This window comes from Microbacterium sp. ZKA21, from assembly GCF_050434165.1.
Taxonomy (GTDB): domain Bacteria; phylum Actinomycetota; class Actinomycetes; order Actinomycetales; family Microbacteriaceae; genus Microbacterium.
In genome coordinates this window covers 142,100-156,521 of sequence record NZ_JBNPVV010000001.1, presented here as the reverse complement: position 1 = coordinate 156,521, position 14,422 = coordinate 142,100, and the positions used below count along the sequence as shown (strand labels likewise).

13 protein-coding genes are annotated in these 14,422 nt (G+C 64.3%); 7 read left to right on the top strand and 6 right to left on the bottom strand.

Going from position 1 to position 14,422, the window contains the following annotated elements:
- Positions 1-52 precede the first annotated feature (52 nt).
- The 7 genes from coaD (at position 53) to M2317_RS00825 (ending at position 5,169) form a co-directional block, all read left to right on the top strand.
- Positions 53-550: a pantetheine-phosphate adenylyltransferase gene (gene coaD, locus M2317_RS00855; RefSeq protein ID WP_429456422.1), complete on the top strand. Its 498-nt coding sequence runs from the start codon at positions 53-55 to the stop codon at positions 548-550.
- Between the two features lie 83 nt (positions 551-633).
- Positions 634-1,131: a YceD family protein gene (locus tag M2317_RS00850; protein WP_429457625.1), complete on the top strand. Its 498-nt coding sequence runs from the start codon at positions 634-636 to the stop codon at positions 1,129-1,131.
- Between the two features lie 2 nt (positions 1,132-1,133).
- Positions 1,134-1,343, top strand: coding sequence for a 50S ribosomal protein L32 (gene rpmF, locus M2317_RS00845; RefSeq protein WP_429456420.1), 210 nt, complete (start codon positions 1,134-1,136; stop codon positions 1,341-1,343).
- Between the two features lie 17 nt (positions 1,344-1,360).
- Entirely contained in the window at positions 1,361-2,053 is a 693-nt protein-coding gene (gene rnc / locus M2317_RS00840; RefSeq protein WP_429456419.1) for a ribonuclease III, read from the top strand.
- Positions 2,046-2,921: a bifunctional DNA-formamidopyrimidine glycosylase/DNA-(apurinic or apyrimidinic site) lyase gene (mutM, locus tag M2317_RS00835; protein ID WP_429456417.1), complete on the top strand. Its 876-nt coding sequence runs from the start codon at positions 2,046-2,048 to the stop codon at positions 2,919-2,921. Before rnc ends, mutM begins: the two co-directional genes overlap by 8 nt.
- A gap of 447 nt (positions 2,922-3,368) precedes the next feature.
- Positions 3,369-4,052 carry a hypothetical protein gene (locus M2317_RS00830; protein ID WP_429456415.1) on the top strand — a complete coding sequence of 228 codons (684 nt, stop codon included), beginning with the start codon at positions 3,369-3,371 and terminating at the stop codon, positions 4,050-4,052.
- Positions 4,045-5,169, top strand: coding sequence for an XRE family transcriptional regulator (locus M2317_RS00825; protein WP_429456414.1), 1,125 nt, complete (start codon positions 4,045-4,047; stop codon positions 5,167-5,169). Before M2317_RS00830 ends, M2317_RS00825 begins: the two co-directional genes overlap by 8 nt.
- 247 nt (positions 5,170-5,416) lie before the next feature.
- Here the strand turns inward: M2317_RS00825 and M2317_RS00820 are convergent, their stop codons facing one another.
- From M2317_RS00820 to M2317_RS00795, 6 genes are all read right to left on the bottom strand, one after another.
- A complete protein-coding gene (locus M2317_RS00820; protein ID WP_429456413.1) occupies positions 5,417-7,279 on the bottom strand; it encodes a hypothetical protein in 1,863 nt (620 codons plus the stop codon).
- A 112-nt stretch (positions 7,280-7,391) separates the two neighbouring features.
- Complete coding sequence (locus M2317_RS00815) at positions 7,392-7,523, bottom strand: hypothetical protein (RefSeq protein WP_429456411.1); 132 nt, start codon at positions 7,521-7,523, stop codon at positions 7,392-7,394.
- Between the two features lie 465 nt (positions 7,524-7,988).
- A complete protein-coding gene (locus M2317_RS00810) occupies positions 7,989-11,315 on the bottom strand; it encodes an NACHT domain-containing protein (protein WP_429456410.1) in 3,327 nt (1,108 codons plus the stop codon).
- A 764-nt stretch (positions 11,316-12,079) separates the two neighbouring features.
- Complete coding sequence (locus M2317_RS00805; RefSeq protein WP_429456409.1) at positions 12,080-12,904, bottom strand: type II toxin-antitoxin system VapC family toxin; 825 nt, start codon at positions 12,902-12,904, stop codon at positions 12,080-12,082.
- A 6-nt stretch (positions 12,905-12,910) separates the two neighbouring features.
- Positions 12,911-14,008 carry a HigA family addiction module antitoxin gene (locus tag M2317_RS00800; RefSeq protein WP_429456407.1) on the bottom strand — a complete coding sequence of 366 codons (1,098 nt, stop codon included), beginning with the start codon at positions 14,006-14,008 and terminating at the stop codon, positions 12,911-12,913.
- 13 nt (positions 14,009-14,021) lie between these two features.
- A complete protein-coding gene (locus tag M2317_RS00795; protein WP_429456406.1) occupies positions 14,022-14,324 on the bottom strand; it encodes a type II toxin-antitoxin system RelE/ParE family toxin in 303 nt (100 codons plus the stop codon).
- Positions 14,325-14,422: the final 98 nt, after the last annotated feature.

Sequence of the window (14,422 nt, the reverse complement as noted above, 5' to 3'; positions counted from 1 at the left end):
CCGTGCCATAGGCTGGGGGCATGCGCCGTACTGAGCGATCGAAGGAGCCGATGTGAGCAGCCGGATCGCTGTCGTGCCGGGGTCGTTCGACCCGCCGACCCATGGTCATCTGGATGTCATCCGTCGTGCGGCGAAGCTGTACGACGAACTGCACGTGCTCGTGGTGCACAACCCGGGCAAGGAGGCGATGCTTCCGATCGCGCAGCGGCTGAGCCTGCTGGAGCGTTCGATCGCGGATGACGGCATGCCGGGGAACATCATCATCGGTGCGTGGAGCATGGGTCTGCTCGTCGACTACGCGCGCGACGTCGGAGCAGGGGTGCTCGTCAAGGGAATCCGGTCGCAGATCGATGTCGCCTACGAGACGCCGATGGCGATCGTGAACCGGCACCTCGCCGACATCGAGACGGTGTTCCTGCTCCCTGACCCGTCGCACGCGCTCGTGTCGAGCTCTCTGGTGCGCCAGGTGGCAGGGCTCGGCGGCGACGTCTCGCCCTTCGTGCCTCCGGCGGTCGCCGAGTTCCTCGACACCGGAGCGCGCGACATCTGAGCCGGTAGACTCGAAGGGTGAGATCCCGACTGAACGGCCCCTTCGTGCTGCCCGCCCGTGACATCGTCCGGCACCCGGGCGAGATGCGCGAGCATGCCTTCGCCGTGACGCTGCGCGAGCAGTGGGGCGAGGGGATCGTCTCGCTGCCCGCGGGCTCCGAACTCGAATTGGACGTGCGTCTGGAGTCCGTTCACGAGGGCATCCTCGTGTCCGGAACGGCGGACGGAACGTACGTCGGAGTGTGCGGACGATGCCTCACAGACATCTCTGCGCCTGTCGAAGTCGAGTTCCAGGAGCTTTTCGCGTATCCTGGTGAGGAAGAAGCTGACTTCGAGGTTCAAGACGACCACGTGGATCTTGAAACTCTGGTCAGGGATGCGGCGGTTCTGTCGCTTCCATTTCAGCCGGTGTGTCAGCCGGATTGCCCGGGTCTTGACCCGATCACGGGTGAACGACTGGCCGAGAGCACCGGGGCAGAGACTGCCGCTCCCATCGATCCTCGATGGAGTGCGCTCCAACAGATCGCAGACCAGGGGAGCGCGGAAGACAACCGCGCGCCCGAGAACACAGAAGAGAGTTAGCCATGGCCGGTAACCCCCCGAAGCGCAAGGTTTCCCGTTCCAACACCCGCTCGCGTCGCGCGCAGTGGAAGGCGGCGCCCATCGCGCTCGTCAAGACCGTTGAGAACGGCCAGACCGTCTACAGCCGCCCGCACCAGGCGAAGGTCGTCACCGACTCGCAGGGCACCGAGCTGTTCCTCGAGTACAAGGGCCGCAAGGTCGCCGACGTCTGAATCACGGTCTCACGATCGTGACGGATGTCCCTGGTGGGACAGCGCCCCTCATCGCCAAGCTCAGGGTCGATATCGACCCTGAGCTTCTGGCGTTGGCGCTGACCCACCGTTCCTACGCGTACGAGCACGGCGGCATCCCGCACAACGAGCGCCTGGAGTTCCTGGGCGACTCGGTGCTCGGTCAGGCCGTGACGGTGATGCTCTTCACCACGCATCCCGACCTGGACGAGGGGCAGCTCGCCAAGCGCCGCGCGAGCGTCGTCTCGACCGTCGCCCTGGCCGAGGTCGCCCGCGGCATGGGCCTCGGGGAGTTCATCCTGCTCGGCCGCGGCGAAGAGCAGACCGGCGGACGCGACAAGGATTCGATCCTCGCGGACACGACGGAAGCCGTGATCGGCGCGACGTACCTGTCGGCCGGACCCGATGCCGCGACCGCGCTCGTGCTCCGCCTCGTCGAGCCGCTCCTGGCCGACCCCGAGCGCTACGGCGCCGCGATGGATCCCAAGACGAGTCTGCAGGAGCTCGCCGCACGCGTCGGCTCGCTCCCGCCGGTGTACTCCGTGCAATCGGACGGTCCCGATCACGACCGTCGCTTTACGGCGACCGTGGTCGTCGGCGACGTGACGGCGACGGGCGACGGCACCAGCAAGAAGACCGCAGAGATGGCCGCCGCGCTCACCGCGTGGCGGGTGCTCAGCGACCGTGCCTGAGCTCCCAGAGGTCGAAGTGGTGCGCGCCGGCCTCGCACCCGCCGTCATCGGCGCGACGATCACCTCGGTCGCGGTGCTCGATGAGCGCGCGCTCACGCGGCATCCGGCCGGCGCTGCCGATTTCGCCGGCCTCCTCGAAGGGGCGGCGATCGTCGGGGCGTCACGTCGCGGAAAGTTCCTCTGGATGCCGCTGGCCGGTGGGGATCGCGCTCTGACCGCGCACCTCGGAATGAGCGGGCAGATGCTGCTGCGCGCTCCGGACGCCGTGGCGGAGCGCCACGAGCGGATCCGCCTCGGCATTCAGCACCCGCAGCACGGCGACCTCGCCGTCGTGTTCGCCGACCAGCGCACGTTCGGCTCGCTCGCCGTCGATGCGCTCGTCGCGGATCGCGACGATCTCGTCCCGAGCCAGGTCCGCCACATCGCACGCGACCCATTGGATGCGATGTTCGACGACGCGGCGTTCGTCACCGCCGTGCGGCGGCGGTCGAGTGCGATCAAGCGAATCCTGCTGGATCAGACCGTGGTCAGCGGTATCGGCAACATCTATGCCGACGAATCCCTGTGGGCCGCGCGCATCCACCCGGAGACCGAGGGACGCGTCCTCTCGGCGCAGGCCGTGCGCCGCCTGCTCGGCGAGGTGCGCCTGGTGCTCGAGAAGGCTCTCGCCGAGGGCGGCACGAGCTTCGACGCGCAGTACGTGAACGTCAATGGTCAGGCGGGTTATTTTGCCAGACGTTTATGTGTCTATGGTCGGGCCGGACAACCCTGTCCTCGCTGCGAGACGCCAATCAGGCGCGTTGCCTTCATGAACCGCTCGTCGCACTTCTGCCCACGGTGCCAGCGCCGTCGCAAATACAGCCTCTGACCGGCTGTTATTGGCGGAGTTGACTGTCGCAGACTTAGTGCCATCCCCTCCAAAACACGCATCTTCTTGGGGGCGAACGGTGGGACACGGTTGGACGCGTTTTGCCACATCAACGTGAGAAGCTGTGTAGAAGGGTGACAGATTCGTCGAGTTCGGCACATTTACTGTCCAAGCGTCGGGGTGCTGGGCGTGCTGGATTGCGTTCGATTCCGACTGGTGCGTCGATCCATTCATAGAGGCCAATGGCTCTGCGGTATGGAGGTGGTCTTGTGCACCTTGAAGTTGTGCATGCCCTGAGTCGGGTCGTGTTGCTGGCCTGGGGCCGCAGTTCAGGCAGGTGATCCGACACGCCGAGCAGCTGAAGCGTGCGTGCGCGTATTTCGTGTCAGACTAAAGTCACCTCGGCGGGTGACTCTGCTCACCGGGCTCTGACTTCTGGAGGTCGCGATGGTCCCGAGTTCTCCCTTCGAAGCGCTTGGCGCTTATGCCGCCGACGCACGCGATCTCGTCATCGAGGTCGTCCAGGCGCGCCACGCTCTGGCGGCAGACGCCCACGAGGCAGCTGGGACTCGTTACACGTTCGGTTTCGGCGGGCAGTGGCGGGATCTGCTGGAAGACACGTACGAAGCGTTCAAGGATCGCGGATTTCAGGCGCACAGGCTTGTTCCGGCCGGCTATCGGCTTCCGATCGTCAACGGCGGGCTGGTGTTCGTGTGGCGGGTGCCGGGGGCAGCAGATGTGGAGAGCGGCTTCGCGACGAGCAAGACCCGGATGAGTGGGTTCTTCGCGCGGCGGCCGGTCGAGATGTTCGGCCAGAGCTTCATCGAGGGCGGCGAGGAGACCCGGAACGCCAGCGAACAGGATGAGCTCGAGCGCATGATTCTGGCTGCGGGCGAGTTCATGCCTGTCGTTCTCGTCATGGTCCATTCGACGCCTCGTTCGCTGAATGCGATCGACTGGGCTGTTGCGGAGTACACGGGCGGCACCGTCCATCTGCATGGCGAGGAGACGATCTGGAAGTCCGAGTTCGTGGCCGCATCCGCAGCTGACGATGTCGAGTCGTTCGACAGCGGCAGCCCGGTCGCGCCCTCGCTCGAGCCGCAGACGCAGGACCGGACGCCAGATGCGTGACAAGCACCCCGGACTGTTCGATCTTCCAGGCTCGTCGGATGGGCAAGGGAGGTTCGAGCCGGCACGGCTGACCCAGGCTCGCGTGCGCCAGAGCCTGAGCAAGACGGAGCTGGCGTCCGCGGTCGGGGTCTCGGCTGCGGCGATCGGCCAGTATGAGGCGGGGGTGAACTCTCCTCGTGCCGATGTGGTCGAGCGGATGGCGGCGACGTTGAAGGTTCGTCCCGGGTTCTTCAGCGTGGGCAGGCCGCTCGCGCGCATCGACACCGTGCACGCGCACTTCCGCAGCCTGCGCTCGGCGCGGGTCGGCGACCGCCAGCGAGCGCTGTCGACTGCAACGCTGGTGTGGGAGTTGACCTTCGCGCTCGAGCGGTACGTCAAGCTCCCCCAGGCGGATCTTCCGAAGCTGCCGCAGGGGACGAGCCCGGGCGAAGCGGCGGCGGCGCTGCGCCGGCACTGGGATCTCCCGGACGGGCCGGTGCGACACCTGGTCGCCACCGCGGAGTCGCGGGGGATCGTGGTCGTCGTGCGTCCGCTGGGGGAGATCGATGCGGTGGACGCGTTCTCTTCTGTGATCGTGGACCGACCGATCGTGGTCACCACGCCCCGCCGCAGCGAGAACGTGTTCCGGCACCGGTTCTCGATCGCCCACGAGATCGGCCACCTGCTGCTCCACGCCGAGTCAGCGGAGCAGAGCACCGCCATCGAGCGGGAAGCCGACGAGTTCGCGGCGGCATTCCTCACCCCTGCGGCGTCGATGGACGCTGTCCTGCCGCAGCGTCTCGACCTCGCTGCGCTCGATCGGCTCGGGCGGACCTGGGGCGTGTCGCCACACTCGCTCATTCGGCGGATGGTGGAACGCGGCCGGACCACCGACTCCTCGGCACGACGCGCCTACCAGCGCCTCGCCATGGTCGACGATCCGTCCGCGGACCCGACGAGCGCATACCCGGGGGAGACGCCGACGCTGCTGCGCAAGGCCGCGGAGCTCGCAGCAGAGCAGGGCGCGACGGTGCCCGCACTCGCTGAGATCCTGCGGCTGGCTCCGGCACAGATCCGCAACCTGCTCGGCGAGCCCGATCAGCGCCCGGTGCTCCGCCTGGTGGGCGACGAGGTCTAAGACGCGGCGACCGTCGCGGAGCGGGTCCGGAGCGCGGACAGCGCCATCTGCCAGAACATCGCGAGCGTTACCGGCGATCGTGGTCTGCTTTCGCAGAACCGTCTGTCCCAGCTCCGCAACCTCGTCGACGGCCCGCCAGCAGCGGAATCACACCAGTCTTGCGGCGACCGGAGTAGTAGAAGGACGGAGCGCGATTTAGTCGGACTTTTCCGGTCCCCTGGCTGAGGGCGGGCGAGGCCGCCGCTTCTCACGACGCCTCGCGTTCTCCGGACCGTCCGGTGGATGCTCGATCGAGGCGGTTCAAGTAGTTGCTTCCCGAGGCGAGCAGCTTTTCCTGTTCGCTCCGATCAGACTGCTCCTTGGCAAGGAGATCCGTGATCGTCTGGTTAGTGGCGAACGAGTGAAGGGCGAGTCCGAGCGCCGAGCGGGCGGCGCGTGTGGAGAACCCTTGAACACTTGCAGGCGTGGATGGCGGCAGGGGGTTGCCGTGGCTCACCGCGTTGCGCACGCGGCGGTGCCGAGAACGAATCACCTCCACCTCGCGCTTCTTCAGAAGACGGAGCTGAAGTTCGATCTCCGGCTTCGTTACTGCGGCCACGGCACCCAGAAACTCATTCCTCACCCATAAAGGTGCCTCGAGCGCCAGGAGTTCATCCCGGAGCTCGATGGCCTTCGGGATGGAGACGATTCGCGTGCCAGATTCGTCGTAGTGGAAGATCGAGAACTCGAGATCGCGGTAATCGGGAGCCGCATGAGTATGCTCGGCGTGGTTGAGCGGGCCTAGCAAGCCTGCGAGGATGTGCTGCTCGAATTGCCAATCGACCTCTCGGTGCTGCACGGCGGTCGCGAGGACAGTCGGCTTGACGTCACCGAACGAAGCAATGTGCTCCATCGCGTGGTCTTCGAGAGCGATCGCGATACGCGGCGTCACCGCTCGCGCATCGTAGAAGAGGACGTCGCGGTGATCGACCATCCCCGCCTCGCGCAGCGCGAGCAGAGCCTCGACAAGATAGTCGGGCAGTGGACGCTCGCGCATCGCGTCATGCAGTTCGCTCGCGACGGAGTCAAGGATCTCCGAAGTCGCGGACATGCCGTACGTGTCCTCGAACTGCCGCGGGGGTGATCCGATCCTGCCGAAAGACCCGCCGACGAGTTCTCCGTTCAGCAGCGTGGCCTTGGTTCCGGTGTTCTTCCACGAGACGCCACCGGAACCGATCGCGATGCTGAGGATCGCGTCGATCTGCCGGATGGCGTCAGCCGCTGCACCGGCGAGTTCTCGCACGCCGAAGTGCACCCGCGCCAGGACCAGGCGGTTGGAGGGTTGCCTGAGAGCCTCGTCAAGAAGGTCGGTCGGCCACCACGGACCGTCAAGTATTGACCGGAGCTCGTCCCGTTCTGGGAACGACTGACCGTCGTCGCGCATCGCGTTTGGGACTACCCAGTCGGCGCGAAGGAATGTGATGTCGCCGAATTGCAGCCGGAACGGGCTTACTGCTCTCTCGTACAACGCCCAGACCGTCACCTCTCCAAACGGAGGCTCGGCGCACAGGATCTCTTCCGCCAACCGTAGGCACTGCTCGGGAGGAACGTCGCCGCTGGTTCCCGGCGCTGCGTAGCCCATCAAGGAGTCCACCGCCGTCCGGAGCGGTCCCCAGGCCGACTGCGCGGCCTCACCGAGTTGCGATGCGAGGACGTTCGCGTACGGACCGAGCTGAAACGTAGTCACGGTGGACTGAACTGCAACGCTGCAGAGGTCGCGGAACGCAGCGGAGATGCTTTCCGGTGAGCGCCAGCAATCAAGGAATCTGCCTGCGACGGCGGAGATCTCCGTGCGCTCCGTGGCTTTGAGCGTTTCGGCGAGAACGGACTTCAAGTGGTCGCGCAGTCGAGGGCCAGTTTGGGCAGCCATTTCCTCGATGTCCGTCTGGAGGGAACGTCGATTCTGCGATGACGCCCAGGACTCGGAGCGTGCGAGTCTCGCCCAGAGGCCCAGCTCTTCAACGGCTTCCCCAAGCGTGAAGGGCATCGCCGCCCGATGCGGCAGGGGAAGCACATCCGCCACTGCCTCCATCCACTTGCCTGGTGGGAACTCCTGGGCAATGTCTGTCATGATTCGATACTGCCTGACTTCCATTACCGCTCACGGCGGACACGATCGGCACCCTGGGGCGGCGTTGGATATACGCGAACAGTGAGGAGAGACAAGGGAGCAGGCGTGCCAGTCACTCCGGCCCTTCCTCGCCCTCCTCGCGCAGCGCCTCCGCAATCGCCTCGAGCATGTGCTGCTTATGCGCGTCGACAGCCGCCCGGTCGACCGGATGCTCGACGAGGAACTCGTCCAGACTCATCGCCATCAGATGCTCCTTACTGGACATCGTCGAAGGGGTCCACGAGGGCATGCGGTCCATGCTCGGGACAGGTGAATGCCACCCTCACGCCGTGCTGCCCGTAATGATGGGCTTCGGCTCGGGGTCGCCACCGCAGACGGCGCAGGTACGGTAGCCGTCTTCGCGCGGGGCACGGATCACGAGACAGTCCAGCTCCCCGATGCGCTTGTGGCCCATAATCTGAGCATAGCGCGCGTGTCCCGACGTCTCTGATGGATCTGGAACGCTCACGCATCTAGGAGTTTGCTTGGACTCTAAGGTTTCGCTTTCCAGAGACTTGCAATGGGCTTCGATGACCGATCGAAATGGCACTCCCGGTTGCACGAAGGCATTGAGTTTCGCGTCTGGACCCAAAGCCTGAAGGATGAGTCGTTTCCTCCCGCTTGGGCTATGAATCACTCTCGTCGAGCCACGACACGTCGTCCTGTGGCGCTAGCTATTCTTTCCGCGAACGAGCCAGCCAGGGTGCAGGTGGCATTCCTCGCATGAGTCCTCGGTGATCGGATTCTCCGTCAAACAGTGTTCGCAAGTCCAGACGTCCGCTGTGTCGAGGTTGCCGTCGCAGTAACGGCGTACGGCGGCGTCACGGTCCTCTCGGAGCGCAGCAAGCGGGAGGTCAGTCTTGTCGGAAACAGTCTTAGCGAACAGAGCGAGGCCCGCGCGGCTCGCACTGCTGCCTTTGCGATAGCGTTCGACCAGCGCGGGATCTCCCGTGGAGGTCGCGAGCGAAACGGTAGTCGCTAGGAATCGGTTACGCCATGTCATGGGGGTATCGAGAGTTTCGATGACGGCGCTGACGCCGGGGCATCCCGTGTTCACGGTCAACTGAGCGGTCAGAGATACGATCGCTTCGGCGTGGGACGCGAAGCAGGGTGCCAGTTCGGTGGCGTCTTCACAATCGAGCTGTCCGAGTGGTTGGCGCTCGATCAACTGGTTGGTGCAGATCTGCCGTAGTGTCTCCTCCATCTCCTCTTCGTGCTGACGCAGGATCGCGCGCGCTTCCGCGGCCAGCCTGCCACGGTCGAAGCCGTATGCAACGACGATCTTGCCAATCCAAGTGGCCCGAAGATCGGCTGAGGTTTCAGCGACTGTTTTGAGATCGCTTATGGTTCCTTCTGCCCAACCGATAGTCGAGACAAGGTCAGAGATTTCGCCCCATCGCCATGGTTCGGGTGGCACTCCGTTGCTGCTTTCAACCGGCCAGTCTGAGAGGAGCGAGAGCAGCCATCCAAGGCCGTGCTTGTCAGCGAACAACTCACTGAATTCTCGCAACGGATCGAGGCCGGAAAGTAGCCCGGAGTAGTCGACTTTGTAGCCTCGCTCCGAGAGCACCGATGCTACTTTCTCAAACGTCTTATGAGAGTGCCGCTTCGCTATGGCGAAGAACTTCTCGTTCGCTCCTGCCGGCAACTGGTCTACGTGTTCGACCCCCAATTCAATCACGTCGCTCGTGCCCTCGATGTAGCGTTCTGCTGCATCGATGACGAATACCCCTTTTCGATAGCCGCTTGAGCTCTTCTCGGGCCGGGGTGAGTCCAGAAGGCCAATGAGCAGCGTGATCTCTCGTTCATTCAACGGGCGCTGCTCAAGCTTGGCTGCTGTGAGCCCGACAAAGAGGTCAATCAGTGCACGTCGCTGCGGCGCAAGGGAAAGCTGTTGAAGACGCCCTCGCTGATGGTCGCGGAGTGTCTGGGCCGCCTGGTAGCGAGCGAGCTGGACGGCGAAGTGCCACCCGTCGCCGTCGCTCCTGCGAGCCTCAATTCGTTCTATGAAGGAAGTGCTGGGTTCGGGCACGGGCAGTAAGTCTTCGGCCGCGTTCGCGATGACATCGATCACCCACTGCTCGACTTCGAATGACGTGCCTTTCCAATTCGGGGCGAAGCTTGCCACCCACTCAGCTGCCCGATTGCGGTTGCCGGCGTCCTCGCCGCGGTCCGCCATCTCAAGCAGGAGTGTTCGGAGCTCCTCGTCTGTCTGCACGGCGAGCTGCACGGTCTGTTTGAGATCAGGGTTCGTGAGGGCAGCCGTGATCCAATCCTGTTTGTCCGGAAGCGGTAGTTGGCTGGCACGGCGCGCATCCGCAAGCTCGGCAAACTGACGACTGCGCGCCACTAGGTGGTCCCCATCCACAACGAAGACGCCGACTCGTTCGTCCCAGAAGTGGACCACCTGCCGTGCCAGCTCTCTTCGGAGCGGTATAGCCAACTCCCATGGTTCGAGCTGGCGAGCGACTCTAGCCTCAGCCTCATCAACCGTTGCGGTGCTCGTGTTGATCAGGCATCCGATGGTGATGAAGCCTTCTGTCAACATCGACGGTCGCATCTCCGGGTCGAGGCCGTCAGAGTGGCTCGTCTTTAGGCGTTCCCATGCGGTGATGCTGTCGTCGATCACGTTGCTGAGGAGTTCGACCGCATTCGTTGCTTCGTCTTTGTCGGCGGCGATACGGAGTGTGGCGAACGTGGCGAGGAGGGGAACTTTCCAGATGTCGTCCGTGCGCTCGGATGCGCTGCGCACACGCTGCACGCGTTCTTCGATCCACGCTTCTGGGTGAGGAACATCTTTGGGGAGCAACGCTCGAATGATCTGCGGGAGGGATCGTTTCAGGCTCGGCGGCGAGTCAAGGCTGACTGTGGGCAGACTCAGTTGACGCGTGGCCTCTTCGGCGCTTGGACGTGTTGAGAGGATGAATCCCGTCGCTACGGGCAGGGCGGTGACGATCTGCGCGAGATTGGTGGCGACTGTACCGAGATGACTTCGAGCCTCGTCGAGACCATCCACCATGAGGACTGCATTTCCCGAGAACAGCGCCTCCCTCAGAGCTGCCGTCGCGACGGCCGGGTCCACCCCGGCGATTCGCTCCGAAACGTGCCGAAGAATCGTCTCAAGCGTGAGCGAACCACCGGACTGAATCGTTGCCAGCGATTCCTTCAAATTGAAGAGCACCGGGACAGGAGCTTTATCCTCCGACGCGATGTGTGCGGCCAACTGCCGCATCGCCTCGCTCTTCCCGATGCCTGGCAGACCACTCAGGATGAACCTGGCGTTGCGTCGCGCGAGCCTCGGGAGATCAGCCGACTTACGGTCGCCCCATCGAACTTTCCAGTTTTCGAGCAGCCCGTCTACGCGTACCTCACCGAGGCGAGGAGCGAGGGTCGAGAGCGTAAGAAGATCGAGAGGTCGCGCGACTATTTCGCGGTAGGCATCAATTGCCTGGCGCTTCGCTTCCGCCGCAGCCGCCGGTACCCCGGAGATGTCAGATCTGACTTCGATGTGTGCGCCTTCGAGTGCGGCCAGCCAATCGGCCATGTCAGTCCATCGCTTCGCGGCTGCTGACTCCTGCATCAGGCTCTCGAGCGCTCGAAACGCCGAGTCTGCTTTGTCTGGAGGGACGATCGTGCTGAGCAATGCACAGGCGATCCGTCGATGCGCATCCGGTGCGAACTCGGTTGCCAGTTGCAGAAACAGCGCGCTACGAATCAGCGCGTCCGGATCCGCGCATCCTGCAGTCCGGAGCTCGGACTCGACGAGGTCTAGGTTTCGAACTTGCCTCTTATTCAGGGGAGGGGCATGCTCGTCGTTCAGCTGGTCGATGGCCGGTTGGATTTCTCTCAGTGCGCCCCGGAGCTCCCTGGAGACGAGCCCGAGTCGGTCGCCGGGCATATACGGCTGCTTGCACCACTGCGCCAGCGTCTTTCGAAGAGGTGCGTCGACTCCGGCTGTGCGCTTGCATTGCAGATACCACTTCGTGTCATCCGTCATTTGGACGACAATGTCGTCTACATGTTCTGATGCTTCCAAGTAGACACGTGACGGGATGGCTCCGGGGCGGCCCTCAACTGCCTGGCCGACCATCCCGTGAACCGCTAGGAACGCAGCGGCTCCACTCCGGTGCCTGCTGCCCCGTTCATTACTTGAGCCGCCAGTGCTCCCATTAGGCATTGCACTCCTAATCTGATTCTGCGCCGGCGCGTTCGCTCCATCGCCACGCGATTCTATTGGGCTCAAACGTGCTTCGGGCGCAGCCACTCTGGCACGGTTGAGAGGCCCGCGTGCCCGGAAGCGCCGAGCCTCTGACAGCGCCGTCAACCGTCAAGTTGGCGTCCGGCCATTGAAGATCAGCCGCGGGCGGTACGCAGCTTCAGGCGGGTCAGGCGCGAGCACCGTTACGCGGCGTTGCGGACAGCGCTCTCGTCCGTCGTCGGCATCTACCTCATTACTGACACCCGCGGCGGTCGTCACTACGTCGGCAAGGCCGACGGTGCCGAGAACATCCGCCAGCGCTGGAACGCCTACGCGACGAACGGCCATGGCGGCAATGTCGAGCTGCGAGGTCTGGACGCGTTGACGTTCCGTTCTCGTTGCTGCGCGTGTTCGATCCGGCCGCCCCGACGCGCGAGATCGACGCCGCCGAAAGTCATCTCAAGCTCGCGCTGGACACACGCAGACACGGGCTCAGCCGGAACTGAGCGTGACGGGAGGCGGCCCGGCGGTCGACGTCGCCTGATTCCAAGGGGTCTACGCGGTCATCGACCAGGCGGCGGAACCTGATCAACGTGCGAGCGCAGACTCAGAGGGCGGTTAATGTAGCGGTCTCCTCGCTGCGTTGAGGCGGGGTCCGACGATCCTGCATCTGATGGAGCAGAGGGCAAGGCGATGTACAGGCCATCGTTGCTCGGCACGGTCCAACCGTGCTCGCGGTAGAAGTCGTTGAGCTGAGCATCAGCGGTGACTAGGGGGATTCCGGTGATGAGGGACGTGGCGGCGACGTACATATCGTTCATCGAGTTGCGTGCCGTGCCCTTCACATGTTGGCCGCTGTCGACGAACGCATTTGCCAAGGCCACCGCCTGCAGGGCAATTGCGTCGTCGAGGGGGATTATTGCTTCTAGCTCCGCGCGCAGGAACTCCCACTTGCTCAGCACTCGGCGCAGCTGCTTGGTTCGCAGACCTCGGGCGGCGTACGCCCGGAAGAGCCGATCGTCTCCAGTTTCGTGCGCGATCGCGACAGCTGCGTGTCCCAGCTCCCGTGACTCTTGGCGCAGTCGTGAGCCCGGCACGACGAGGCTGTCTGTGTGCCGGGAGACCGGGCGGTGTTTTGCGTGATCGGACGCCCAGCGGAAGAACTGGTCCGGCGCAAGGTTGGCGCGGAGGAGAAGGCGATCGTTCATCATGGGCAGGGCGTAGCGGTAGCCTCCCTCACGGTCTGGTCGCTGCATCCCCAGGACCTCCTGCGCAGAGGTCGATGCCGCGACCAACGTCGACTCGCCCAACAGGCCGTGCTCCACTAGCTTTCCCGGAGACAGCATGTTGGTGTCAAGGAGAAGCAGGTTTGAGTGTTCAAGGAACACGCTCCATCACTCCGTGAAGCTGCCTGCGAGATCAACGCACAGTCGATTGCCGAACCTGTAGTCAAGCAGCCTGCGGCGGTGCATCTGGTGAACGGCGACGCCCGGCGCGATGCCGATCTCCCGAGCCTTGTCGGCGATCTCCCGATCGTAGGAGAGGCCCCTGAACTGCGATATGCCGGCCTCGCCGAACAAGAGCTCCATCGCGAACGCGTTGGCCCCCTTCTCCGCCGCGGAGTTGCGCTTCTTCTCGGTGCTGTACTCCACGTGCATCTCACCGCGGGGGTCGTTGAGGACGTGGCCGAGCTCATGGAAGAGCGTCCAAATGACGAAGCCGTCCTTGCCCCAGCGCCCGGTCTGCTGGATCACCGGCACGCGCTTGTCGATCCATCGCGTCATACCCAACAACGGGAGCTTCTTGGGTGGCTCCACGACCATGAAGACGACACCGAGGTCCGCGAGCATATTCGCGATGTCGCGGAGCATGGTGGAGTCGGGCGTTGCTGCACGGGCACGAAGATCGGGCAGGGCTGTCCGGAGCTGCCCGGCGTCGTAGTCGTACCCGCGCCCGCGCTCGAAGGGCTCCGCCAGTTCGGCGGCACGCAGCCAGGTCGTGAGCAGGCTCCGATCGAGCGTCGTGCCCGAGTCCTTCAGCGCCGCCAGTGCGTAGTCGCCCTGCGAGGCCTCCTCGTGCAGGTGAACGTAGGCTTCCCACGTCCCGCAGCGGTGGAACGCGAGGAAGTCGGACACGAGCTTGCCGGGAGCACGCTTGGTAGCCGCCGTCGCGCCGATGCTGCGCAGGTACGTAACCGCTGACGGTGCGATTTCGTCGATGTGCCCCGCGAGGTTCTCCTCGTCGGCGATGCGGGCTAGGTCGGCCCGGTACAGCGCCTCGTACTTCAGCCAGGTCTTGGCGGGGATGCCCACGACGCGCTCGAGGCGCATCGCGGTGTCGCTGGTGATGGGCGCGCGCCCGTTGACGATCTCGTTGACCTGCTTGCGGCTGCTTCCGAGGAGCTCGGCCACCCGCTGCTGGGACAGGCCATGGTCGTCGATCCACTCCTCCAGGTACTCCCCGGGAGCGACGGCGTAGTTGGTGGCGGTCATGGTCTCTCCTTCCTCAGTGGTAGTCCTCGATGTCGACGACTGTCACGTCGACAGCGTTCAGGGCGTTAGGCGTGGGCTCGACGACGAGCCGCCAGTTGCCGCTGAGCTCGCCGGCCCATGTTCCGGCTCGCTTGCCCTTGAGGTCATGCCATGCGCCTCCGGGGTCGTCGTTCGGCAGGTCGCCGAGCGTATCCGAGTTCTCCAGGGCTTTGATCCGCAGCCGGAGCTTTTTCTTCAGATCAGGTCGCTTCTTCTGCATCTCGCGCTCGTCGGTGCACAGCTTCGCGAGCTTCTTGTCTTTGTACTCTACGCGCAATCAGTGTCACCGATCTCGTTACAGTCTAACGCAGCCTTCACTGAGATTATGCCCGAACATTGGCCTGGTCGCTGACCTAACACGGGTGCCTGCTTCCG